Here is a 24,176-nt window from a genome sequence, read left to right on the forward strand (position 1 = left end):
TAATTATACCATAAAAAAAATGGTCATTGTAGACTTTATCTTCTTATTTTGTACTGATAAAATCAATAGACAATAAAGGTAAGGAGAGATGTGGAATGAATTCTTTAGTTCTCGATTTCCAGGAGATTGATAAAACACAACTTTTACTTGTTGGAGGAAAAGGATTAAATTTAGGTGAATTATCAAAAATTCCAACGATAAAAGTACCAGAAGGATTTTGTATTACAACAGTGGGGTTCCAAAAAGCTATTGAACAAAACGAATCTTACCAAACTTTGTTGGGTCAATTAGCAAAGCTAAATGTAAAAGACCGAAATCAAATTAGTGAGATTAGTAGGAAGATTCGAGACATTATTTTGGAAGTACCAATCCCTACCGATGTTGTGAATGTCGTTTCAAATTATCTCTCCAAATTCGGCGAAGAATATGCATACGCTGTGCGTTCTAGTGCAACCGCTGAAGATTTGCCACATGCCTCTTTTGCTGGCCAACAAGACACTTATTTAAATATTATTGGGAAGGAAAATATCCTACAACATATTAGTAAATGTTGGGCTTCGTTATTTACAGATCGTGCAGTTATTTATCGAATGCAAAATAATTTTGACCATAGTCAAGTTTATTTATCCGTTATCATTCAAAAAATGGTTTTTCCGCAGGCTTCAGGGATATTATTTACTGCTGATCCTATTACTTCCAATCGAAAAGTGCTATCAATCGATGCAAGTTTTGGACTTGGAGAAGCGTTAGTTTCTGGTTTAGTATCGGCCGATTGTTATAAGGTACAAGATAATGAAATCATTGATAAGAGAATCGCTACAAAAAAAATGGCAATTTATGGTCGGAAAGAAGGCGGAACAGCGTCACAACAGATTGATCCTCAAAAACAAAACACTCAAACACTTACAGAACAACAAATTTTACAACTAGCACAAATTGGTAGACAAATAGAAAATTATTTCCATTGTCCACAAGATATTGAGTGGTGTTTAATAGACGATACATTTTATATTGTCCAAAGTCGTCCAATCACAACTTTATATCCAATTCCTAAAGTGGATGACCAAGAAAAACACGTCTATCTATCTGTAGGACATCAACAAATGATGACTGATCCTATTAAACCATTGGGATTATCGTTTTGGATGCTAACGACTAGGGCACCGATGCGTGAAGCAGGTGGTAGATTATTTGTCGATATCTCACAAAATCTTGCTTCACCTGATCGAAGAAAAATGTTTATAGAAGCTATAGGAAAATCTGATCCGCTCTTAAAAGACGCTTTATTAAAGGTTGTAGCACGAGAAGATTTTATCGAATCATCCGTTGAGAATAAGGAAACAACTCCTAATCGAAATGTTCAAGAACAATCTTCGTCGAGTTTTAAAGCACTCATCGAAAACGATCCAAAAATTGTTACTGATTTAATTAAGAAAAACGAAACATCAATCGAAGTGTTAAAACAAAACATACAAACAAAATCAGGAACGGATTTAATGGATTTTATTTTAGAAGATTTACAGAAATTACGAGAGTTACTATTTGACCCACGAAGTTCGGCAGTTTTTATGTCTGCTATGAACGCGACAGAATGGATCAATGAAAAAATAAACGACTGGTTAGATGAAAAGAATGTAGGAGATACTCTTACACAATCTGTCCCAAATAATATTACTTCAGAAATGGGTTTGGCACTAATGGATGTAGCGGATGTAATTCGTCCTTATCCAGAAGTAATCGATTATTTACAGCATGTACAAGATGATGACTTTATAGATGAATTGCTTACATTTGAAGGCGGACAGGAAACGAAAGACGCAATCGATGATTATTTAAGAAAATATGGCATGCGATGTACTGGAGAAATTGATCTTACTAGAACAAGATGGAGCGAAAAACCGTCTATACTCGTCCCTATGATTCTTAGTAATATTAAAAACTTTGAGCCGCATGCAAGTAAACAGAAATTTGAGCAAGGGCTACAAAAAGCGATGCAAAAAGAACAAGAACTTGTAGAACGCTTGTTGCAATTACCGGATGGCAAACAAAAAGCAGAAGAAATAAAGGAAGTAATTAGTCTAATCAGAAATTTCATTGGATATCGTGAATATCCGAAATATGGAATGGTTAGTCGCTATTTTGTGTATAAGCTAGCTTTAATGAAAGAAGCTGAACAACTAGTTAAATCGAATGTCATTTCTGAAGTTGAAGATATTTTTTATCTTACTTTTGAGGAATTACACGAAGTCATTCGTACAAAAAAACTAGATGACCAAATCATTAAGAAAAGAAAAGAAGAGTACGAATTATTTACGAAACTAACACCTCCACGAGTGATCACATCCGATGGTGAAATCATTGTAGGTGAATACAAACGGGAAAATCTTCCTCATGAAGCTATTGTAGGTTTAGCTGTTTCTTCGGGTGTAATCGAAGGAAGAGCGCGTGTTATTATAAATATGGAAGATGCAAACTTAGAAGAGGGTGACATTTTAGTCACCTCATTTACCGACCCAAGTTGGACACCATTATTTGTAGCAATAAAAGGACTGGTCACTGAAGTTGGTGGACTGATGACACACGGCGCGGTCATCGCAAGAGAATATGGTTTACCAGCAGTTGTTGGAGTAGAGAATGCGACTAAACTGATAAAAGACGGGCAAAAAATACGTGTTCATGGAACAGAAGGGTATATTGAAATACTATAATTGTTGAAATGCAAATGCCGTTTTCCTAATTTGGAAAGCGGCTTATTTTTATTGAAATAAATGACAATTTTAGCCAATTAATGTTGTATAATATTCTAAAAAATAACAGATAGAGAGGAGACCATCATCATGCTTTCATTTATATTAGTCGTATTAACATTATTTTTAATACCAGGACCCGCAGTACTTTTAACATTATCCCAAACAATGAAAGGTGGGAAATGGAATGGCATTTTAACAGGCGTTGGGATTGCTGTCGGTGATTTAATTCATACATGCGCATCTGTATTTGGATTATCGGCAATTTTAATGACTTCTTCTTTAGCATTTGAAATCGTTAAATATTTAGGAGCAGCTTATTTATTTTATTTAGGAATCACTGCCATCATAAAAAAATCGAAAAACAGTAAAAAATCAACTGAACAAAAAGAAATAAATAGTAAACTCTCCTTTCGTCAAGCAGTTCTGATCGAGGTATTAAACCCTAAAACTGCATTATTTTTCTTAGCACTTTTACCACAATTTGTACAACATAATGGGAACTCAGTAATCGTCCAACTTTTAACGCTTGGTCTGACATTTGTATTACTTAGTATTTTGTATACAACTTTACTAGTGCTTTTATCAAGTGTAATCAAGAAAAAAATCTTTAGCAAAAAAACAAAAGGATCAAAATGGATGGGAAAAGCGATTGGGATTGTGTATATTGGGTTAGGTTTAAGAGTTGCTTTTCAAACACAATCATAATCGTTTAATACGATTTAATAATAAAAAACAGGATGTCCCCAAATTATAAACTTTTTAGGGGATCCTGTTTTTTATATATGATCATTAAATAGAAAACGATTATAAAAACTATTTACTCAAAATACAAATGATAATGATTTTTGCATCCTGGATTAAAATCAGATTCACATTTAGGACATTTGTAGTTACAAGTCTGATATTCTTGAATTGTTAATTCCTCATGACAGTTGCCACAAAGAATTGCTTTTGTTTGCCATTCATCTTTGCTCCAGACTTTTGGTTCATGATTCGTACTTTCCTCATGGCAATAATAACATCCATAATATGTATCACAGCATTTAAATTTAATGGCAATGATATCTCTTTCTGTATGGTAATGTTTACAACGTGTATGTAGATCAATTGAACCAATTACTTTCATATGTACACCCCTCGTTATACTACTTACTACTTTCTGACTTTTTAACCTTATTTTACGACTTCGAATAAGACAGCTAATCCGATTCCACCACCACTTCCAATAGCAGCGACTACATAATTTGATTGTAAGTTTTTTCTTCTTTGTACTTCATAAAAAAGTCTCGTCACCATGATGCTCCCAGAAGCCCCATATGGATGACCAATCGTTAGTGCACCACCACAACTGTTTAACTTAGAGGTAGGGATAGAAAGTTCCTTCGAACAGGCTAGTACTTTAGAAGAAAAAGCTTCGTTTATTTCATATAGTTCAATATCTGCTACTGTTAATTTGTTTCTACTTAATAAATCTTGAATTGCAGGGATCGGAGCCGCACCTGGATAATTAGGATGAACACCCGAAACCTGACTGTCTACAAAGCGTAAAACCGGTTTTAAACCGTTTTTTATCGCTTCATTTTCCTCCATGATTAAAACAGCGGAGGCCCCGTCATGAATTCCACAACTATTTGCAGCAGTGACTGTACCGTTCTTTTTAAATACAGGTTTTGCTCTTTTTAAAAGTTCTTCCATTTTCCTTTTTTTGAAAAACACTTCATCTTGATCGACATCACCGACTGGAATAATTTCTTCATTGAAATATCCATTTTGATGAGATTCAAAGCTTCGTGTATAACTTAATAATGCATACTGATCTTGCGCTTCTTTTGTGATATCGTATTTTTTTGCTACATTTTCTGCAGCAATTCCCATATCTGGATCACCAATTTTGTCCGGTGCAAATCTCGCTCTAGCAGGAAATGGGGAGGTACTAGTACTTTCAACTCCTCCAGCAAGATAGCAATTTCCAGCACCGCCTTGAATGAAGTAACAAGCCATTCGGATCGCTTCTAATCCTGCACTACATTGACGATCAATTGTAATCCCTGGAACTGAAAGGGGAAGATCCGCTTCTAATGCAGAAACTCGAGCGATATTTCCACCTGGTCCTACAACATTGCCTAAAATGATGTCTTGAATTTTGTCTTCTAACCCACTTGCCAAAGCTTTTAGCAATGGGGCAGCAAGCTCATGTGGTTGAAAATCTCGTAATATTCCACCTTTTTTTCCAATAGGTGTTCGTTTCGCATTAACAATGACAGCTCTTTTAATTGTTCGTCACCTGCATTTCGATTTGTTTAATTAACTCTGCGCGTGCTATTTTTCCACTAGTCGTATACGGCATTTCATTTTGAAAAAACCATTTACGAGGTATTTTATAAGCTGATAAATGTGTTTTACAAAATCTTTTTAACTCAAACGAATTCGATTTTCCTTTGATCACTGCCGCAACAATTTGACCCCAATACGGATTTGAAAGACCTACGACTGCAACTTCTTCTACATCAGGATGAAGAGCGATCACCTTTTCGATTTCTTCGGGAAAAATACTAATACCTCCGTATAGAATCATGTTTTTTTCTCGTCCGTTAATTGTTAAAAAACCGGCTTCATCAATAAAGCCCATATCATGAACAGTAGCCCAACCATCATCATCATGAATTGGGTGAATGGTTCTTTCATTTTCTTCAAAATACCCATTTATTAAATAGTTGCTTTTTACATATATTTTTCCAGTTTCATTCGGCTTAGCTAACTCTTGATCTGGTCGACGAATTTGTAACTCCACACCATAACATGGTTTTCCGACCGTTTTTGCCTTATGTACACCATCTTGATCAGACAAAACAGTAATGAAACTAAGTTCACTAGCTCCAAAAAATTCGTAGATCGTCATTGCAGGAAACAAATGACGAAATTCAATTTTGGATTTTTCAGTCCACTTTGCACCGGACGAAAGTATTTTTATCGCATGATGAACTTGAATACCTTCTTTTAATAATGCTTCAATCATTGTCGGAACAACATAAACTGTCGTAATAGGCAAAGTATTGATTCGTGATAGTAAGTTTAAAGGAGAAAACTTTTCTAAAAGGATAACGGTTCCTCCTAAATATAATGTACTAATCGCACCATATAGAAAATGAGAATGGATTAAAGCTCCAGGTATAAGGATTTGATCCGTTTCATCTAAACCAAAGTCATAGCGATTGCAATCAAAGCTAGCAACCCATGAATTTTGAGAACGAATAAATGCTTTCGGGCTCCCGGTTGTACCAGAAGTAAATCCGACATAGAAAGGTAGGTTCTCAGTAATTTCTAATGAAGATAAAGAATCGAATTTATCAATTTCTAGTAAAATATCATCTAATACCTTTACATATGGATGAATCTTATGAATCTTTTTATACATTTCTTTTGTTGTAACAATGATAGAAGGATTCGAGAGTTTAACCCTTTTTTCCAAATCCGCTAGATTCCATTTCATATCATAAGGTACAGCGATCCATCCTGCTTTTGAAGCTCCTGCAAACATCTGCAAAAACGATATACCATTCGGTAAAAGAATACCAATTGTTTTCGAATTTGATTGATAAGATTGTAGCCAATTAGCCGTTTGATTAATTAACTCATTCCATTTTTTGTAACTGATTTGTTGATTACTCGTATGGATCGCAATTTTATCAGGTGTCAATCTAGCGTTTTTCTGATAAGTTTCTGTAATATTTGCCATTTACAATCACCTCTATAAAAAAGAGACACAACAAGAGTGTCTCATCAGATTTTACATATTTTCTGTTGATTGATTTGAATAATTTTTTGCCAAAGTGCTTGAAAACACAGTTTGCTGTCTTAGTTTGAAAACTAAAATTGAAGCAAGAATCGCTTTTAATACATCTCCTGGAATATACACTAAACTTAATTTAACCGCTGTTAGAACTGGAATTTGCATCATAAAAGCTTGAATTGGGATACCGATTAAATAGATTAATAGAATTCCAACAGTCAAGTTAATCCATAAGACATGTTTTAATTTTAATGTTTTAAAGCGTGATAATAAATACCCAATTACAAAAGCCGTAATAGGCCATGAAATTAAATAACCAACACTCGGTCCAGCAAATACACTAAAACCACCACGTCCACCAGATAAAAGTGGCATGCCAACTGCAACTAATAATAAAAAGATCGTTTGGCTTAATGCACCTAATCTAGCACCTAAAACACCACCAGTAAGAAGAACGCCAAGAGTTTGTAATGTAATAGGAACCGGTGTAAAGGATAACATAATCGGAGGGACTTGTCCAAGAACAGCCATAACTGCTGCAAACATTGCTACAAATGTAATTTCTTTGATTTTCATTCTAATTCTCCTAATAACAATTTTCTGATAACTATACTCATATTAATGAAACTTCAATTATATGTCAACTAATTATTTTTTTTAGTTAACATATACTATATTAAAATAGAAAACTAAAAGAAATGATCGAAATTAGGAGTAATTCGTAATAATCGTCGACAAGTTTTAATTTAATAAACGTCTTGAGGAGAGGAAAATAGACTGATTTCAAATTTAAAAGAATTATTATGCCTTGGAAGAAAAACGAAGAGAGATTTTATCTAAAATTTTTCAAATTGAAAAGACAAAAAGACAGTAAGCTAGAAATAGCAAACTGTCTTATATTTTTTTTAAATTTTGAGTTTTTCGATTGTTTAATATCCTGGCATATTACCTTTCTGACCAATTCGCTCAATGACATCATCCAACTCATCTGGTTTCAAAAACTCTATTGGAGAAAATCCTTTCTCAAATTGCAATGTATCCGCTTCTAAAATAACGACATATCGACCGTTTACTTTCGCAATATGGAGATTATCGCCAAAATCTGCTAGTAATCCTTTTACAGAAAAGTGGTCCGCTTTAAATGATAATTCAATTTCTGGTGTATGTTCCACGATTTGTGCGGCTGCTTCGATTACTTCAGTAGGGGTAAAATGTTCTTGAATCTCACGCTTAGGACTAGCTGCCCAAACTTCCATTGCTGCATCGAATTGTTGTCTTTCAACACTTTCTTCTTCAAAAACATCTTCAATCTTGTCATAAACCATTTCCATGACTTGAGATTTTACAATTTCCGGCATTGATTCAGAATAGGAAACAAATTTTAAGAAATCTTCAAAATATCTTGCATGAGAAGCTTGATGGATTTTTAATTCACTCTCTGAGATCATCCCTAATTCTTCCATATAAGGGTATTGAATCGATTTCATATTTTTCGTTGTAATCGCCATTTCAACCGTTTTTATGAGAGTAGATTCATCTGAAATGGAAGCAACTTTTGGTTCAAAATCACACTTTAGGACAAATAAGAATGGATCATCAAAATATTTTCTTAGTTTCGCTTGAATAACTAGAAATGCTCCTCCGCGAACTGCACTTGTATCAATGTAATTAATGACTAACGTTTCATTTTCCGCTTTAAAATCTTCAATTGATTTAGCATTTCTTATTCGCTGGAATAAGTTATAATTTGGATTTGAGTCTAACGAGTGGCCTTCTTCGACGATAAAGTGACCTAATTTCGTAGGTACAGAATCAGATTTTGGATGTTTTTCAACTTTTCGATTTACAATTCTTTCAAGTTCACCTTCTAAAAACCCTTTTAATGCGCTTTCTTCAAACATTGATTCATCTAATGTTTGAAAATGTTTATACCGTTTATCTGATTGTTCACCTTTACCTTCCACAGTAACAACATAAAACGATAAATATGTAATTTCAAAATCCATCCAATCACCTTTCTCTATGTTACTGTATTTAAGTATATGGATGAGGAATCGCTAAAGTCAATCATGAACTCAATAGATTTTGGACAAAATTTCCATAAAAACTATCATAAGATAGAGAAATTTTACAGTTATAAGACAAATTCATTACACACTATGATAAAATGAAGATATAATTAATTGTGGAACCAATAAAATTAAAGTGCTTGGATGTGGTAAATTCACATCTTTTTTTACGTTAATTGGGAGTAAGTTGGCAATAATGAAGTGATTACAACATAGTCGCCAATTAAACTTGTCAATCAACGAGTTTTCTTACATGCGTTTTATAGGGGCCAATTATGTGGAGGGGGATGAAAGACCTGAGAATAGATAGAATAGCTACCATCTCATTAATTATCGTAACATTACTTTGGGGCACAACATTTGTAGTAGTCCAAAATGCGATTGCATACGTTGAACCGTTTGCTTTTAACGCATTTCGATTTATCCTCGCAACTTTAGTCCTTTTGCCATTTTTAGTGAAAAGAAAACAAAAAACTAAATTAACGGTAAAACAAATCGTTATTACTAGTGGTATTGGATTCATGTTGTTTTTAGGGTATTTACTTCAAACATTTGGATTAAAGTATACAGCTACATCAAAATCAGGTTTTATAACTGGTCTTTGTGTTGTATTAGTACCTGTTCTTTTATATTTAGTCTATAAAGAACGGTCAAGCTGGTCTACAGTAATCGCCTGTTTAATTGCATTACTTGGACTAAGTTTCTTAACGTTAGGGGACTCATTTTCTGTCAATATTGGAGATGTCCTTACACTTTTTGGAGCGTTTGCATTTGCATTCCATATTATTTTATCCGGAAAGTTTACGAAACAAATGGATCCACTCACCTTTACAACGATTCAACTAGCAACAGTTGGCATTAGTAGTTCGGTTTTCTCTTTCATTTTTGAAGATACATCCGTTTCATTTTCAAAAGAACTCTGGGTCAACCCGACATTCATTTTTGCGGTGATCGTAACTGCGGTATTCTGTACGAGTATTGCGTTTTGGGTTCAAATGTTTGCGCAACAACATATTTCTTCAACGAAAGCAGCATTAATTTTTATTTTTGAACCTGTTTTTGCTGCATTTACCGCAGTCATTTTTGCAAATGAAACATTATCGATCCAAACAATAATCGGTGGGACTTTTATTGTTGGTGGTATGCTGTTATCTGAAATACCTTTACCAAAGAAACGAACAAAAGAATTAAAAAATGAGGCTATATAGTAAGAAATGTAAGAAATTTTTAAAAAATGGGTATACTACTTATTGACAGTTAGAATTTGTTCACGTATTATAACTTTAAATTAATAGATGACTTAGAAAAGGAATAGTAAGTTTATTAGCTTTTAAGAGAGGGAATGGGTGGTGCAAATTCCTAAAGTGAATAAACTGAACCAGCCTTGGAGTCTCTGTACCGAAATAATAGTAGGCTACAGCGGTTTTCCCGTTAAAGATGTTAAGAGATTATGTAGAGTTTTTACATAATAAGTAGGGTGGTAACGCCATGAATGGTCCCTTTTGATTATTCATGGCGTTTTTTGTTTATCATTTTTGCTTATTTCGTATTTTCTATATAGTAATTAGGGTGGTAACGCCGAGAATGGTCCCTTTGTTGATTATTCTCGTGCGTTTTTTATTTTCTAAAAAATGAATAGGAGTAGAGAAAATGACGACAAAAAAATTTGTTGAAGCAATTACAGATATGGATGTTGATTTTGCACAATGGTACACAGATATCGTAAAAAAAGCAGAATTAGTCGATTACTCAAGTGTTAAAGGTTGTATGATTTTAAGACCTTATGGTTATGCATTATGGGAAAATATCCAGAAAGAATTAGATTTTCAATTTAAGCAAACAGATCATGAAAATGTATATATGCCATTATTTATCCCTAAATCTTTATTACAAAAAGAAGCGGATCATGTTGAAGGATTTGCACCAGAAGTTGCTTGGGTAACACATGGTGGTCATGATGAATTAGCTGAACCATTAGCAGTTCGTCCTACATCCGAAACACTATTTTGTGAACATTTTTCAAAAACAGTTGAAAGCTATAATGACCTACCAAAATTATATAATCAATGGTGCTCAGTTGTTCGTTGGGAAAAAACAACTAGACCGTTTTTAAGAACGACTGAATTCTTATGGCAAGAAGGACACACAGCACATGCAACCGCTGAAGAAGCACAAAAAGAAACAATTCAAATGCTAAATGTTTATGCTAATTTCTTAGAAGATTTCTTAGCAATACCTGTTATTAAAGGTCAAAAAACAGAAAAAGAAAAATTCGCAGGTGCGAAAGCTACTTATACAATTGAAAGCTTAATGCACGATGGGAAAGCATTACAAAGTGGTACTTCTCATAACTTTGGAGATGGATTTGCGAAAGCATTTGATATTCAATACACAGATAGAAACTCGAAAAGACAATATGTACACCAAACTTCTTGGGGTATGACAACAAGGGTAATCGGTGCATTAATAATGGTTCACGGTGATAATAGCGGATTAGTCTTACCTCCAAAAGTTGCACCAACCCAAGTAATGGTTATTCCAATTGCTCAACATAAAGAAGGCGTGATTGAAAAGGCAACTGAATTAAAAACTCGTATTTCAAAAATTGCTCGAGTAAAAATTGATACGTCTGATAAAATGCCAGGCTGGAAGTTTAACGAATATGAAATGAAAGGAATTCCAGTTCGTGTGGAAATTGGGCCAAAAGATATCGAAAAGAATCAAGCGGTTTTAGTAAGACGTGACACAAGAGAAAAAACAATCGTTTCTTTAGATGCTTTAGAAGAAAATATTACAAAATTACTTGAAGAAATCCAACAATCACTTTACGAAAAAGCATTAAACAATCGAACAGAAAAAACATTTAAAGCGACATCGATGGACGAGTTAAAACAAATCAGTGAAGAAAAACAAGGTTTTATTAAGGCAATGTGGTGTCAAGATCTAGCTTGTGAAGAACAAATTAAAGAAGAAGCCGGTTTAACATCAAGATGCATTCCATTTGAACAAGAACAAATTGCTGATACATGTGTATGCTGTGGAAAGAAAACGGATGTAATGGTTTATTGGGGTAAAGCTTACTAATTTAAAATCAGTCTAAATAAAACGAAGAAGGTGAACGAATGATGGCAGGTTCAAATTTTTTAGCATCTTTATATGTTAGAAGAAAAATTACGTAAACCAGAAATTCGCACCTCACAAACTGAACAAAAAAAAATTACTAGCAGATGAATTTTTTGAATTAGGGAGTTCAGTCAAGGTTTTATATAAGGATGATCAATTAGAAAATGGCATCGGAATTGTGAAAGTGACATTAAGTGATTTTGAAATACATCCATTATCAGACGAAATTAAATTAGTGACCTATCGAATCGTTCATGAAGTAAAAAACAACAATCCTTGCGTAGTTCAATATGGCAGTTTAAAGATGGTCAATGGAAAATATATTTTCACCAGGGCACACCAACATCTTAGGTAATAAGCAAAATGATCAAAAGGGCACGAATCCCTCGATTTGTGTTCTTTTGTTTTATAAATCATGTAATTTTCAATATCAAATCATTCACAAACTTATGGTAAGATAATGTAAGAATAGTTACTAAGGAGAACAGAATGTATTTAACAATTAAAGAAACAGCGGAATACTTAGATCTTGAAGAATCCTATATTAACCAATTGATTCAAGAACGAAAAATAAGAGCGGTCCATGATGGGGAACAATATTTAATTTATAAAGAACAATTTAATAATCATTTAGAACAAATGGAAAAAGTAAAAAAAATGATTGCTGATTATTATAACGAACCAATTCCTGAAGACCCAGATGTAAAAGATGAAGATTAACATAAAATCAGATTGTAAGAGGTTGCTAAAGAAAGTTACTTCTTACAATCTGATTTTTTTAATTAGTTTACTAACACGAATAACTTAAGACAATAATGTGAGAAATTTATTCTGATACCATTACCGTTTATTCAAATTCTCCTGCGCCATTCTAACTAATTCTTTCACCATATTTCCACCAATACGGCCACCAACTTTACCATTTTCATGAGACGTTAAATTGCCATTATATCCTTTTTTCAAAGGAACGCCAACTTCCTCGGCAGCTTCGAACTTAGCATCTTCAGGATTAGATGTATGCATTACTTTCGCTTTTAAAGCATCAAGAGCTTTTCTAGATTCAGGAACTAAGATTTTATTTTTTCTACTCAATCGAACCCACTCCTTTTAGTTTTACGTTTCCCTTTTACTGATTTTTTTAATGATGGAAATAATTGCTATAAAATAGGGAATGTTACATAATGTAGACATGCGTTGATTAATCGATCTAAAAGGAGAATTGATGATGAAATCTTTTAATGTAACTTTTCACAAAGAAGATAATGTAGATAATATGTTAGTCCAAAAATTGAATGATGAGGAATACCATAAGTCTACTGAAGGTGGTACTAGACATTTATTTGAAATCGATACGAATATAGGCTTTTTTGTATTTTTAGATTCAGAGGATAATGACGGAAATGTATCTCATTTAGTTCTTCAGTATAATGAAGAAGATGAAGAACCAGTTGCTTGCTATTCATTTGCGATGAAGGATTTTTATGAATTCATGGCTTTATATTTAAATGATCTAGAATTCGTTGATGAAACTTCTGAAGAAGAGGAAGTTGAGCTGGATGCTTCTAGTTCAATTCATCATTTAGTTCATTTATTATTCCATGTAATTGAAGAAGGCGAAGATTTAGAAGTATAAATTACCAATTAAATGTATATTCTTCCAATAAATACCGAGTTTATATATTTATAATTGGATATTTATGCAAAAAAATGGGAATCTCACTAATTTCTTTCGTTCTTAATTTAAGACAAATCATTTCAAAAAAACTCTTGATATTTTTATCGAGAGTTTTTTTATTTTGAGATTCTACTCGATCAATCATAATTAACTTTTGATAGAGTAGAATTAATACAAGGATATTATCAGATGAGCTTGTTTTTAAAAAAAAGTAGAATAGGAGTCGATCATATTGAACTTGCCACAGTCAGTATTCATAAAAGAAATTGGACCTCGTATTATTTTTCAATATGGATCACGATTATCTATTGACCAAAAATTACAATGGATTAACTACTTAATAGAAAGTGGATTAACTCACATCGAAGTATCTACTTTAATGAATTATCCAAATAGACAACAGTTTAATGAAGCGACCGAGTTAGTATTGAAGCTAAAAAGAGATCATCACTTAACATATGGCGTATTAGTTGCGAATAAGAGAAGTTTAATGAGAGCATTTGTCGTTGATGCCGATGAAATTAACTTTTTTATCTCAACAAGTGAGTCATATAATGCGAAAGTTAAAAATTGCTCCATTACTCAATCATTGAAAGATATAAAGGAAATGATAAGCGTAACGAAGGATTATGAAAAGAGAACCCGTGCATATATTACAACAGTATTTGGTTGTCACGATGAAAATGTAAATCATCAAAAAGCAATCGACTTGGCATCGCAATTATTAGATGATGGAGTGGATGAGATCTCATTTGTTGATACATTAGGCAATGTAATGCCACTTCAAGTTAAGTTGTTTTTAGAAGATTTATTAATCAAAATACCTAAAGAGAATTGTTCGATGCAATTTTATAATACTTTTGGAAATGGCATTTCTAACATTTATACATCACTTTCATATGGGATTTGTCGGTTTGAATCAGCAAACGGAGGGTTCGGAGGTTGTTTCCCATCTAATGAAAAACATAGCATGATTGAAACGGAAGATTTAATATCATTTTTACATCGACTTGATATTCCAACTAATATTGATGAAGAAAAACTAGTAGAAGCTACAAACTATATTTCAAACGAATTAAATGAAGAACCTACTAGTAAGTTATTTACAATATTATCATCCAAAAAGCATCTATTATGATGCTTTTTTATTTTGATTTAATAATTAGGACAAGAATTGAATTTTTGTTGCATATAATTTACTAATTTGAATGAAAGGAGAATTGATTATGTCTAACATTGAAGCAATTATATTAGGCATCATTCAAGGGTTAACTGAATTTCTCCCAATCAGTAGTACCGGTCACTTATATATTGGTAGACATTTATTCGGGTTAGATGAGGCAGGTCTATTACTAGATACGTTAATGCATATCGGTACTTTATTAGCGGTGTTTGTTTTTTACAGTAAAGAATGGAAAAGTTTAATAAAAAAACCTTTTTCAAAATTAACTTTATTATTATTTGTAGGAACATTACCCGCTGTAGTTGTAGGTTTATTATTTAAAGATTTTTTTGATGAAATATCTGTTTCAGGTAAAACGATCGGGTGGGAGTTTATTTTTACTGGTATTATTTTATTTATTGCAGATAAAAGGAGAAAAGGCAAAAAGACGATGGAGGACTTGACATGGGTTGATGCATTATTTATCGGCTCATTTCAAGCACTTGCTATATTTCCAGCGGTCTCTCGTTCAGGATTAACGATCGCTGCAGCCTTATTTAAAGGAATGGAACGAAAAAGCGCTGCTTATTTTTCATTCTTATTATCTACTCCGGCAATTTTAGGTGGAATCGTATTCCAAGGAAAAGATCTTCTTGGTGGAAACGCGGAGCAAATTGCTTTTTTCCCGCTATTTCTTGGAACATTAGCCGCAAGTCTATTCGGTTATTTAGCCATTAGTTGGATGATCAATTTATTAAAAAAACAATCGCTGAATATTTTTGGTTATTATGTCATTTTTTTAGGGGTTAGTATTGTACTTCTTCAGTATTTGAAGATATTTTAATGTGAATCGAGAATATTAACACACAAAAAAGCACAGGTAGTAATAAACCTGCGCTTTTTGACTTTCTTTAAAGTTTTTTAACTTTTTCTTCATCACCAGTCATTGCATTAATATAGACATCATATGTATCGTGATTATATGTGCCTAAAAATTCATAAGTGAGAACTTCTTTATTAAAATCATTTAAGATGACAGCTAATCGTTCTTCTTCAACTTTAACATTTTTATTAAGCTTTCCTCTTGCTTGCTCAAGTGTCAGCTTAGGAGTAGGGACTTTACGTACATGGTTAGCTGTAATATAGTTTTTAGCATTAAATCCGATGATTTCCCCGTTATCTAATGCAACCTTTAATTGAATGGCTTCAGGATAGATACGCACGTTATCAATTGATTTAACCATTTGAAGTACGCCAATTGTATCGTATTGTGAACTATCATAGACTTCCATGTTCTTATAGTTTTTTGAATTTAAATATTTTAAACCTTTTTTCACTGCATCGTCTAAACTGATTTGCTGTTTTGCGATTGGTCTATTTGTCATAAAGAAGATAGGTAAGCCTGCAGTCTCAGTGATTTCCATATACGTATCAGCTGTTGGGTTTTTATGAGCCATTGAAACTGAGTAAAAAGGTTCAAATCGATCATTACCGCTTTTACTTCTAGTAACTTGAATTTTCGTAACGTTTTTAAGCGGTACAATGTCTTGAGCAATTTTTTTAGCTTCATTTTGATTAATTTTTTTACCAGTTAGTTTCTTTAAGCCTTTAGATTCTTCTTGACCATTCGTAAACGTAGGACCAAAATCATTGTCTGTCGTTGCTTTTACTTGCTCAATATGTTTAAAACCATTCACGATACTATTGTCTCGAGGTGCTTTTCGTTCTTCGGCCATTTGACCAACATCCATCCAAGTTAAATTTTTATTCATGATGTTTGTTTGCACATTCCGTAGGCCATTTTGAATTTTTTCTGCTGTTGAATACATATTTCGTAATGAACTAAATTCCTTTGAAGTTAAAGGCTGTTTATCTAAATCTCGAACTGCTGTTTTGTAGCTAAAGTTTCCTACTCCAGTTAAAAAGGCCTGTGTTTTATCAAAAGGCACAAATTTTAGTGGAAGTTGTGCAATGTCAGATTTAGCTTGAATCGAAAGTCGCCATACATCTGCTAAAGCAGGGGAGAGAGACGTTCTAGAATTCATTGCTAAAGTCGTACCAATTTTATCGTGTAACAAATCAATATCATATGTTAATTCATTAAAAGCTCTCTGATAACTATTTTCCGCTTTTAAGTTCATTTCTTTCAGCTCACGTTGTTGCGAATATCCCCAATAACCAGTTCCGATTAGAGCGGCTGCTAAAGCACCTGCAACAATCCAACTACCTTTCATAATTACACCTCACTACAATTATTTGCAAAAAATATGTTCACCAATTGTAAGAATAATAGGGCGGCCACGAATCCATTTATTTGTTGCTGTTTTAGGATTGTAATAATAAATACATCCTGTAGTTGGATCCCAGCCATTTATCGCATCAATTACTGCTTTTTTAGCCTGTTCATTAGGTGTTAAATTAATTTGACCGTCAGCCACAGCCGTAAAAGCACCTGGTTGATAAATAACACCAGCTATCGAATTCGGAAAAGATGCATTTGTTAAACGGTTTAAAATAACTGCAGCAACTGCAACTTGCCCAATATATGGTTCACCACGTGATTCTCCATAGACAGCATTAGCCATTAATTTAATATCGTTATCTGTATAACCGTTAGGTGCGTTTACAATCGGTTTATTATTTGGTTTTGCATTCGAATTATTAGGTTTATTTGTATCCGGTTTAGCCGGCTTGTTGTTGGAACCGTTATTATTTGAATTATTATTTGCTGTATTATTAGATGATTTACCTTTATAATTCTTAGTTGCTTTTGTTAACATTTCTTTTAATTTTGTTCCTGCGATCCCATCAACCTTCATACCAAATTCCTTTTGAAAATTACGAAGAGCCCAGTATGTATTCCAACCAAAAACCCCATCAGCTTTATCATCGAGAAATCCTATAAAGATAAGGCGTTCTTGAAGCTCTCTAACATCTTCGCCTGTGGACCCTCGACTAAGTACTTGACTACTAAAAGCATTAACTTCTTTTTTAGGTAAGTAACTATTTAAAGTAATCAGTGAAATACATAGTATGCATAAGATAATAAATGCAGTTTTAATGTGGAAATTTTTTTGCAAAATAAATCCTCCTTAATCAAATACATATAGGATTACTATTTGTAAAAAATTTCTTTTTATTAGTAAAAAGCGTAAAAATTGATATTAATTGCAAAAACAAGAAACGGATAGTTCGAGTTGAGCGGTCGAATAGTAAGGATAGAAGCAAAAAGGAGGTATTATGAAAAAAACATACAGAGCCATTTTCATTTTCTCATTCTTATTTTGTATTTTTAGCAATTTAAACCAAGCGACTGCAGAACCAGTTTATGAGCCTCCATATGCTAAATGGGGGAAAATCGCAGTTGAAAAAACAATCCAAAGATACCCGCAGTCGGATGTAATCGATTATTTACACATAGGAAGAGAACAAAAATCACCAACCGTCTCAATCGAAAAATTCAAGTTATGGTTAAGAAGGAAAGATGGAAGTAGGGAATTTGGGGTATTTGTAAATGTAGAATTTGAAACAAGAACAGAGAGATACTTAGGAATTAGCTACACAGAGACGGATCGTTAATAGACAAACGATAAAAAACATCGCTTAAATGGTGATGTTTTTTTATCGGATAACATTGTGAGAAGGATCACATGGGTTATTAAAGGAGTGTATTAGTTGAATAAAAGATGTATGAATTTATAGAAAAATTAAGAGGTTAAACCAATTGAATGAAATTGATATGCAATAAATAAAACAGGATCAGTGAGTGCATATAAACAAAAATGATTGAATCCTTATTAGAACTATAAACACAATTTTTAATAAAGAATAATTATAATATATAAATTTAATGCTTAAATTACTAAATAAAACAATTTATAGTAAAGAAATTTTAGTTTTATTAAATATGATTTTAAAGCGAATTAATTTTTTGATTAAATTGATGTTTTTTTTTATTTCATCTCAAAATATCAAGAATACTTATTAATTGAGATGAGATTCGTTGATTTTACTTCAACTTCCTATAATATATATTATGTAAACTAGAAAAAATCAATAATAGTAGGATGGCAATTTTTTACCACCCCTCTATATACCGTTCCTTTACCAAATTCCTCGGATATGTATTTGATATTTTGCTATCGTTTTCCTTAAAGAAAAACTGATCGTCTTTTTTGCAAGCAAACTACTTGGCGTTAGCTGTTCATCAATCGATGCAATTTATTGATTCGAAGTTAAAACGTTGTTCCTCGATAAACGAACGCTAAATCCGATCCAGGATATTTTCCAGTATAGATTAATTGTGATTGATCTAAAACGCGTACCCCAGCATCTGTAATTGCAATAGCACCAATTTCTCCTATATTACATTCTAGTGCTTTAATACGATTTATTTCATTTCCAATTTCTTGAATCATCAACTTGGCAAATCGTTTTCGATACTTGTGGCTTTGGTTTACGATAATATTAGCCAAATAGATGTATACAGTTTCCCCTTTTTTATATGGGATAATATAGTCACATAATTGGTTTTCATCTAACTCATGAACTAACAGCGCTTCGAATGTTGATTTTTCTAACGGAAAAAAAGCAATAAATCCTTGAATTTCTTCATTACTTTCAAGCACGCGGTATATCTCCTGATTTCGTTCCCATGCGGCAGTCGCAAACTCGTTAGTTACTAACCAATCAGTTGTATACTCACTAGCATCAAGTTCGATCAGTCTGTCGAAATCATGTTTAGTTGCAAATCGTATTTGCTCCATCTACTTCATCCTTTGTTTTTAGAAAAAATTTTGGCCTACATTCTTATTATAAGATAAACCCCATTTACAAATCTTTCCCAAATCAAAAACAGCCTAGCTTAAATTAGGCTGTTTTTATAGTTTGTTCTATTAAGATGCTTAAAAGTTAATATATTTTGCAGGATTTACGGCGTTTGATTTTGACTCATTCCATTGTCCTTTATGCAATTCAAAGTGAAGATGCTTACCAAAAGAATGTCCCGTATTTCCCATCATTCCAATTTTTTGTCCTTTTGAAACAGTTTGTCCCGCTGAAACTTGATAATTTTGCATATGAGCATAAACAGATGTAAATACTTTTCCACTAATATTATGTGTAATAAAAACAACATTACCATAACTAGATGAATGGTAAGCTCGAATGACAACCCCATTTGCTACTGAGACAATCGGTGTACTTCCACTTTTAGCAATATCTATTCCAAAATGCGTTTCATGATCAAATGATCGATAACCAAATCCTGAAGATACATACCCTTGTGCTGGTCGAGTAAAATTACCACTTGAAATTGAAGCGAGTTTTATTGCTTTTTCTTGTTCTTTTAATAGATCTTCCTGTTCTTCTAAACTCAAAATATCCTGTTCCTTTTCATCTAAATCATCTTTCAGCTTACTTAAAATAGCATTCATTTGAGTTTCTTGACTAATAAGTGAACGTTCTACGTTTTGAAGTTCTTTTTTATCTTTTTCCAATTTAGTTTGAGTTAACAGAAGTTCATTCTTTTTTACTTCAACTTTTTCAATATCGTTTTGTTGTTCTTTAACGATGTCTTGATCAGCATTCATAAATTTGCTAATAGCGTTTAATCGTTGAATTAGATCACCAATACCTTTTGCATCAAAAATAACGTCTAAATATGAGTTATTTCCACCCGATTTTTGTATTGTAACCAAGCGATTATTGATGATTACTTGACGTTGATTTAAACGTTTTTGATATTCTTCTATTTCAGCTTGTAATTCTTCTATTTCTTTTTGACCATTTATTAATTCTGCAACTTTTTGGCTTTTCTTGATTTTTGTATTCTCGATTGATGTGTTAATTATATCTAAAGAATTTAATAATAATTCTTTCTGATCATTTAATTGATCCATCTCATTTTTTGCTTTTTGTGCTTCTTCTTGAACTTTTACTCGTTTATCTTGAATACTCTTAATCTTAGAATTTGCTGTATTCTCTGCATGTACACCATTTGGAAGTATTGTAATTGATAAACCTGCAGCTACTAATATTAATTTATTTATAATTTGTTTCATTATTATCTCCTTAAGCTTGACATATACCTATCTATGTTAACTTAGCAATGTAACAGTTATATGCAAATTAGACTACACTCTTTTTACAAGTTTTTTACAGGCTCTTTGCAACACAATAAAAAATCTACACCATATTTTAAAAGAAAGTACAAAAAAGGATAGAAATAGCAGATATCTTATCTGTTTTTCTATCCTTCATTTTTTGTCATTTATTGTTTTAATTATTGAAAGTTCCAATAACCATCAAACATTTCAAAAAAGAGATTTTGATTTGTATCAGTAAGGTTCACTAAAAAAGGTGTCTCCCCTTTTTCTTTTAAAACCTTAGCAGCTGGACCATCTCCAATTGGTGTACAAAATAATAAATTAGTTCCATTCAAATTTAATAGTCTACAACGAGCATTGATTTCATGATCTGTGTATTCATCACCTTTTTGAAGGCCAAATAATTCCTCCCAAATTTCTACTGTCTTATCCAAATTATTGACGACAAAACCAATACTATCCAGTATTGGTAGACCTAATAAGCGAGAACCGATAATTCCTTGGTCTTTTAACTCCGAATACCTTTCTTCATCTGAATTTTCCCATTCTATAAAAAATGGTAACTTTACATTTTTCTCAGGGTATTCAGGGAATAATAATGACCATCTGATTATCTGTCCATCAGCACGAACTCTCTCGCCGTTCAGCGGTCCAAATACTGTGAGTCCTTCTTTTTTAAGTTTAGTTGCTAGTTCTTCAATATGATTTGTTCGGATTGCTACTGTCGCTGGACCTTCCCGACTTTCATTTGCAAGCTGCTCTACGATTTGCGTAACTAATCGATTTTCCTCATGTTTCTTTGCTATTGATAAATTTTCAATTCCTAAAAATTCAATATAACTTAAGCCAAAATAAGTTAGCGTATTATATGTACCCCAAGATTCATGACGTCCACCCTTCACAACATGAATCCCTCTTTGTTTTAAAGGTAAAATTGTTTTCTCTGGTTTCTTAAAAAACCAAACAAGGTGATCGAAGAATAAATCCATTATTGTACTCCTTTCCCTTTATTTTCTAGTTTCATTAGTAGATGTCTGCCTGCATGATCCTTGTTTTCGTCAAATTTTTAATATGTTAATAATACTTCCGCTTATCTATTAATGTTATTAGATAATTAAATAAGAGTAAACATTTAAGTAAGTACTCCTATTCATCGTTGACCCAATCATTCTCATCTGTCTTCATTTTTAAAATTTTAGGGAAATCTATATACAAAAATGACCAACATAAAAAACTCCTCAACAAGGCAAGGAGTTTTTTCTTCATTTATTTCGTTCTAGGAAATCTTTAACCCCTTCGAAATGATTTTTCATTTTTCCATCGATTTTCTCAAGGAGATAATGTCGGTCTTTTGGAAGTGGACTATCGATTGTATGCTGTGGATCAATCGTGGCCAAAAAATGTCCGGAACTGATCTTGATTGATGATAAGTTATGAATGTGTTGCCCATATTCATAATGCACCCAATCGATTGCATGGTAGAAGGCATTCCCAATGATCATGCCTGCTTGGTATAAGAAAAGTTTACTTGTTGGAACTAGTAGTCCTACTAAGCCTACACCTAGCCCTATAAGTATCACATTCTTTCCTATTTCTTTAACCGATTTATCGAACAGCAATCTTGAATTAGTAAACGATTGTACAGTTTTCATTTCGCTTTGAAAGTGTTTGTGATGATTCTCAATCACCAATTTTTGATCATATGGATAATACGTTGCAAATCGCTTCATCATCTGACATCCTCTCTTCCATATAACACTCTTCTTTCATCACATGTCCGTCTATTAAACGATATGAGACAACTGATAAAAGATGTACATTTTAGTATAAAAAGAACAATAAAAATTCTTCGCATACTAGATACTAACCTTTTAACCAGTTTGATGTAGTCTTCTTGTTCCATTGAAAATCTAATTTTGAAGAAATTTTCACCGTAACTGATAAAAGGAGCTGAGTAGTTTCAGCTCCGAAATATGTAACAATGAGTAAAGCATAAATTTTAAAAAATTATTGAATCCGAAATTCATTTAATAAAATTTCTTCTGTTTGTGGAACGGTTATGCCTAAGTGCCAGCATCCTAATCCAGCTATATTATATTCTTTTACTAAATGAAATTTTGCAAGTAAACTTCGAGGGTCTTCAAACCATACCTCATGCTGTATTCCTTTCTTATCTAGATACCGAAACGCTGGTGCTGATGCCTCTTGATCATAGTAGACTTGACTTTCATATTTCTTATAAGTATTTATTGCGTTTTGTGTAGAATATGCTCTTCCTGTTTGAATCGTACCATTTATTGGCCAATCATATGCATATTGAGGAATTCCAAGTAATAATTTTGACCTTGGAACAACACTTACTGCATATTCTAAAGATTTTCTCACATTTTGGATTGGGGCTATAGGTCCAGATGTACTCCCTGCCCAATGCCAGTTATACGCCATGATAAACATCTTATCGACATATTTTCCAATTGTTTTATAATCATAAGCATTATAGTAACTTGGAATATTATCCCCATCTTTTGGAGGCATAGCGATTATTAGTTCCATTTTAGAACGATGCAACTTTACAGATAATTCTTTAATAAATTGATTAAGATCTACTCTGTCACCAGGTTTAACCATTTCTAAATCCAAATTGATTCCTTTAAGGTGATTTTGATCTAATAATGAATAAATATTTGAGATTAGTTTTTTACGTAAGGTTTTATGATGAATCAAATTATGAATAAGATTTGGATCAAAACCTTTATCGCTAATATTAGTAAAGGTGGCATAAGGTGTTATCCCTTTATTCCAAGCATGTTTAATCGCACCATTATCTTTTACTTTTATCAAATGCCCTTGTTTAGTTGGATGATATTCAAAAATAAAAATACTTGTTAACGTTTTTTTATAATGATCTAGCATCCAATTATTCGTTTTTTTATTTTGAGGAATAAAATAAGTGCCCGTCCAAATTTTCTTTGATGAAATTGTCGGAATGAACAATTTTTGCCCAGGAATGATATTGTCATTTGATAGCTTATTTTTGGATTTCAATAACTTAACACTAATTGAATGTCTGTAAGCAATATCCCATAAAGCTTCATTATTTCTCACATAATATGTTGACCCTGGAATGATCATTGCTTGACCGATTACTAATTTGTCATTTTTTTCAAGTCCATTTAATTGAGCAAAGGTTTTAACATTTAATTTGTACTGATTGGAAATTTTATTTAAACTATCTCCGGGTTTAACCTCGTATATGACAATTGCAAAAGATGTACTGGCTGGAAGTAAGAATAAAAATAAACACGTAAATACTATCATAAATAATCTCTTATGCATGTTTACCCACCTTGTTATTAGACTATTGGATACGTAGTAACTACTGTTTTTATCATTTGCTTAATATGAAAATTTTACTTAAATGTATAAAAAATAGTAAAAGAATCTAAAAAGACGTCATTTCTACGTTAATAACTCCCATATAAACTTTTTCTCCTTTAGGT

At 32.6% G+C, this 24,176-nt stretch carries 22 protein-coding genes, 1 pseudogene and 1 other annotated feature; of the genes and pseudogenes, 10 read left to right on the top strand and 13 right to left on the bottom strand.

Annotated features, from left to right (window positions below; genetic code table 11):
* Positions 1–95 precede the first annotated feature (95 nt).
* Both ppsA and ACSBO6_RS10445 read left to right on the top strand, forming a co-directional pair.
* Entirely contained in the window at positions 96–2,708 is a 2,613-nt protein-coding gene (ppsA, locus tag ACSBO6_RS10440; RefSeq protein WP_098845899.1) for a phosphoenolpyruvate synthase, read from the top strand.
* 129 nt (positions 2,709–2,837) lie between these two features.
* A complete protein-coding gene (locus tag ACSBO6_RS10445; RefSeq protein ID WP_498843310.1) occupies positions 2,838–3,455 on the top strand; it encodes a LysE family translocator in 618 nt (205 codons plus the stop codon).
* Between the two features lie 112 nt (positions 3,456–3,567).
* Here the strand turns inward: ACSBO6_RS10445 and ACSBO6_RS10450 are convergent, their stop codons facing one another.
* The 5 genes from ACSBO6_RS10450 to ACSBO6_RS10470 form a co-directional block, all read right to left on the bottom strand.
* Positions 3,568–3,876 (bottom strand): CHY zinc finger protein, encoded by a 309-nt coding sequence (locus tag ACSBO6_RS10450; RefSeq protein WP_498843311.1) that lies wholly within the window; start codon positions 3,874–3,876, stop codon positions 3,568–3,570.
* Between the two features lie 47 nt (positions 3,877–3,923).
* The gene (locus tag ACSBO6_RS10455) at positions 3,924–5,024 is read right to left on the bottom strand and encodes an acetyl-CoA C-acyltransferase (protein WP_098845902.1); all 1,101 of its coding nucleotides are present in this window, start codon (positions 5,022–5,024) and stop codon (positions 3,924–3,926) included.
* Positions 5,020–6,486, bottom strand: a complete 1,467-nt coding sequence (locus tag ACSBO6_RS10460) for an AMP-binding protein (RefSeq protein WP_498843312.1) — start codon at positions 6,484–6,486, stop codon at positions 5,020–5,022. The genes ACSBO6_RS10455 and ACSBO6_RS10460 overlap by 5 nt, the downstream gene beginning before the upstream one ends.
* A 51-nt stretch (positions 6,487–6,537) precedes the next feature.
* Positions 6,538–7,116: a biotin transporter BioY gene (locus ACSBO6_RS10465; RefSeq protein ID WP_098845904.1), complete on the bottom strand. Its 579-nt coding sequence runs from the start codon at positions 7,114–7,116 to the stop codon at positions 6,538–6,540.
* Positions 7,117–7,469: 353 nt separating this feature from the next.
* Positions 7,470–8,546 (bottom strand): DUF3900 domain-containing protein, encoded by a 1,077-nt coding sequence (locus tag ACSBO6_RS10470; RefSeq protein WP_498843313.1) that lies wholly within the window; start codon positions 8,544–8,546, stop codon positions 7,470–7,472.
* 350 nt (positions 8,547–8,896) lie between these two features.
* Here ACSBO6_RS10470 and ACSBO6_RS10475 point away from each other — a divergent pair, with 350 nt between their 5' ends.
* The 4 genes and pseudogenes from ACSBO6_RS10475 (at position 8,897) to ACSBO6_RS10490 (ending at position 12,452) form a co-directional block, all read left to right on the top strand.
* Positions 8,897–9,817 carry a DMT family transporter gene (locus ACSBO6_RS10475; protein WP_180232906.1) on the top strand — a complete coding sequence of 307 codons (921 nt, stop codon included), beginning with the start codon at positions 8,897–8,899 and terminating at the stop codon, positions 9,815–9,817.
* Between the two features lie 84 nt (positions 9,818–9,901).
* Positions 9,902–10,113: a binding site (T-box leader), on the top strand.
* A gap of 146 nt (positions 10,114–10,259) precedes the next feature.
* Positions 10,260–11,693 (top strand): proline--tRNA ligase, encoded by a 1,434-nt coding sequence (gene proS / locus ACSBO6_RS10480; RefSeq protein ID WP_098845907.1) that lies wholly within the window; start codon positions 10,260–10,262, stop codon positions 11,691–11,693.
* A gap of 72 nt (positions 11,694–11,765) precedes the next feature.
* A pseudogene (locus ACSBO6_RS10485) lies at positions 11,766–12,083 on the top strand (nuclear transport factor 2 family protein).
* 138 nt (positions 12,084–12,221) lie between these two features.
* On the top strand, positions 12,222–12,452 hold the full coding sequence (locus ACSBO6_RS10490; protein ID WP_098845908.1) for an excisionase family DNA-binding protein: 231 nt from the start codon (positions 12,222–12,224) through the stop codon (positions 12,450–12,452).
* A gap of 120 nt (positions 12,453–12,572) precedes the next feature.
* Here ACSBO6_RS10490 and ACSBO6_RS10495 read toward each other — a convergent pair whose 3' ends face one another.
* Positions 12,573–12,824 carry an alpha/beta-type small acid-soluble spore protein gene (locus tag ACSBO6_RS10495; protein ID WP_098845909.1) on the bottom strand — a complete coding sequence of 84 codons (252 nt, stop codon included), beginning with the start codon at positions 12,822–12,824 and terminating at the stop codon, positions 12,573–12,575.
* Positions 12,825–12,957: 133 nt separating this feature from the next.
* On the opposite strand from ACSBO6_RS10495, the gene ACSBO6_RS10500 reads away from it, so the two are divergent.
* The 3 genes from ACSBO6_RS10500 to ACSBO6_RS10510 all read left to right on the top strand — a co-directional run bounded on the left by ACSBO6_RS10500 (position 12,958) and on the right by ACSBO6_RS10510 (position 15,413).
* Positions 12,958–13,365, top strand: coding sequence for a cytosolic protein (locus tag ACSBO6_RS10500; protein ID WP_098845910.1), 408 nt, complete (start codon positions 12,958–12,960; stop codon positions 13,363–13,365).
* A 274-nt stretch (positions 13,366–13,639) separates the two neighbouring features.
* Positions 13,640–14,545 (top strand): hydroxymethylglutaryl-CoA lyase-like TIM-barrel protein, encoded by a 906-nt coding sequence (locus ACSBO6_RS10505; protein ID WP_180232907.1) that lies wholly within the window; start codon positions 13,640–13,642, stop codon positions 14,543–14,545.
* Between the two features lie 88 nt (positions 14,546–14,633).
* Positions 14,634–15,413 (top strand): undecaprenyl-diphosphate phosphatase, encoded by a 780-nt coding sequence (locus ACSBO6_RS10510; protein WP_098845912.1) that lies wholly within the window; start codon positions 14,634–14,636, stop codon positions 15,411–15,413.
* 67 nt (positions 15,414–15,480) lie between these two features.
* Here the strand turns inward: ACSBO6_RS10510 and ypeB are convergent, their stop codons facing one another.
* Together ypeB and sleB are read right to left on the bottom strand one after the other, a co-directional pair.
* Entirely contained in the window at positions 15,481–16,806 is a 1,326-nt protein-coding gene (gene ypeB / locus ACSBO6_RS10515; RefSeq protein ID WP_483295183.1) for a germination protein YpeB, read from the bottom strand.
* 15 nt (positions 16,807–16,821) lie between these two features.
* Positions 16,822–17,616, bottom strand: coding sequence for a spore cortex-lytic enzyme (sleB, locus tag ACSBO6_RS10520; protein WP_483295184.1), 795 nt, complete (start codon positions 17,614–17,616; stop codon positions 16,822–16,824).
* 193 nt (positions 17,617–17,809) lie between these two features.
* On the opposite strand from sleB, the gene ACSBO6_RS10525 reads away from it, so the two are divergent.
* Positions 17,810–18,148, top strand: a complete 339-nt coding sequence (locus ACSBO6_RS10525) for a DUF3889 domain-containing protein (protein ID WP_098845915.1) — start codon at positions 17,810–17,812, stop codon at positions 18,146–18,148.
* Between the two features lie 656 nt (positions 18,149–18,804).
* On the opposite strand, the gene ACSBO6_RS10530 is transcribed toward ACSBO6_RS10525, so the two are convergent.
* The 5 genes from ACSBO6_RS10530 to ACSBO6_RS10550 form a co-directional block, all read right to left on the bottom strand.
* The gene (locus ACSBO6_RS10530; protein ID WP_498843314.1) at positions 18,805–19,335 is read right to left on the bottom strand and encodes a hypothetical protein; all 531 of its coding nucleotides are present in this window, start codon (positions 19,333–19,335) and stop codon (positions 18,805–18,807) included.
* 138 nt (positions 19,336–19,473) lie between these two features.
* Positions 19,474–20,631: a murein hydrolase activator EnvC family protein gene (locus tag ACSBO6_RS10535; protein ID WP_498843315.1), complete on the bottom strand. Its 1,158-nt coding sequence runs from the start codon at positions 20,629–20,631 to the stop codon at positions 19,474–19,476.
* Positions 20,632–20,852: 221 nt separating this feature from the next.
* A complete protein-coding gene (locus tag ACSBO6_RS10540; protein WP_498843316.1) occupies positions 20,853–21,665 on the bottom strand; it encodes a VOC family protein in 813 nt (270 codons plus the stop codon).
* A 273-nt stretch (positions 21,666–21,938) separates the two neighbouring features.
* Entirely contained in the window at positions 21,939–22,406 is a 468-nt protein-coding gene (locus ACSBO6_RS10545; RefSeq protein WP_498843317.1) for a hypothetical protein, read from the bottom strand.
* A gap of 277 nt (positions 22,407–22,683) precedes the next feature.
* A complete protein-coding gene (locus tag ACSBO6_RS10550) occupies positions 22,684–24,012 on the bottom strand; it encodes a glycosyl hydrolase family 18 protein (protein WP_498843318.1) in 1,329 nt (442 codons plus the stop codon).
* Positions 24,013–24,176 lie beyond the last annotated feature (164 nt).

The sequence above is a fragment of the Bacillus sp. AL-1R genome, assembly GCF_052180195.1.
Taxonomy (GTDB): Bacteria; Bacillota; Bacilli; order Bacillales; family Bacillaceae_G; genus Gottfriedia.

What these genes read in the sequence shown, in the direction of transcription:
- ppsA (WP_098845899.1), top strand. Translation starts at nt 96, where the DNA reads ATGAATTCTTTAGTTCTCGATTTCCAGGAGATTGATAAAACACAACTT.
- ACSBO6_RS10445 (WP_498843310.1), top strand. Translation starts at nt 2,838, where the DNA reads ATGCTTTCATTTATATTAGTCGTATTAACATTATTTTTAATACCAGGA.
- ACSBO6_RS10450 (WP_498843311.1), bottom strand. Translation starts at nt 3,876, where the DNA reads ATGAAAGTAATTGGTTCAATTGATCTACATACACGTTGTAAACATTAC.
- ACSBO6_RS10460 (WP_498843312.1), bottom strand. Translation starts at nt 6,486, where the DNA reads ATGGCAAATATTACAGAAACTTATCAGAAAAACGCTAGATTGACACCT.
- ACSBO6_RS10465 (WP_098845904.1), bottom strand. Translation starts at nt 7,116, where the DNA reads ATGAAAATCAAAGAAATTACATTTGTAGCAATGTTTGCAGCAGTTATG.
- ACSBO6_RS10470 (WP_498843313.1), bottom strand. Translation starts at nt 8,546, where the DNA reads ATGGATTTTGAAATTACATATTTATCGTTTTATGTTGTTACTGTGGAA.
- ACSBO6_RS10475 (WP_180232906.1), top strand. Translation starts at nt 8,897, where the DNA reads ATGAAAGACCTGAGAATAGATAGAATAGCTACCATCTCATTAATTATC.
- proS (WP_098845907.1), top strand. Translation starts at nt 10,260, where the DNA reads ATGACGACAAAAAAATTTGTTGAAGCAATTACAGATATGGATGTTGAT.
- ACSBO6_RS10490 (WP_098845908.1), top strand. Translation starts at nt 12,222, where the DNA reads ATGTATTTAACAATTAAAGAAACAGCGGAATACTTAGATCTTGAAGAA.
- ACSBO6_RS10500 (WP_098845910.1), top strand. Translation starts at nt 12,958, where the DNA reads ATGAAATCTTTTAATGTAACTTTTCACAAAGAAGATAATGTAGATAAT.
- ACSBO6_RS10510 (WP_098845912.1), top strand. Translation starts at nt 14,634, where the DNA reads ATGTCTAACATTGAAGCAATTATATTAGGCATCATTCAAGGGTTAACT.
- ACSBO6_RS10525 (WP_098845915.1), top strand. Translation starts at nt 17,810, where the DNA reads ATGAAAAAAACATACAGAGCCATTTTCATTTTCTCATTCTTATTTTGT.
- ACSBO6_RS10530 (WP_498843314.1), bottom strand. Translation starts at nt 19,335, where the DNA reads ATGGAGCAAATACGATTTGCAACTAAACATGATTTCGACAGACTGATC.
- ACSBO6_RS10535 (WP_498843315.1), bottom strand. Translation starts at nt 20,631, where the DNA reads ATGAAACAAATTATAAATAAATTAATATTAGTAGCTGCAGGTTTATCA.
- ACSBO6_RS10540 (WP_498843316.1), bottom strand. Translation starts at nt 21,665, where the DNA reads ATGGATTTATTCTTCGATCACCTTGTTTGGTTTTTTAAGAAACCAGAG.
- ACSBO6_RS10545 (WP_498843317.1), bottom strand. Translation starts at nt 22,406, where the DNA reads ATGAAGCGATTTGCAACGTATTATCCATATGATCAAAAATTGGTGATT.
- ACSBO6_RS10550 (WP_498843318.1), bottom strand. Translation starts at nt 24,012, where the DNA reads ATGCATAAGAGATTATTTATGATAGTATTTACGTGTTTATTTTTATTC.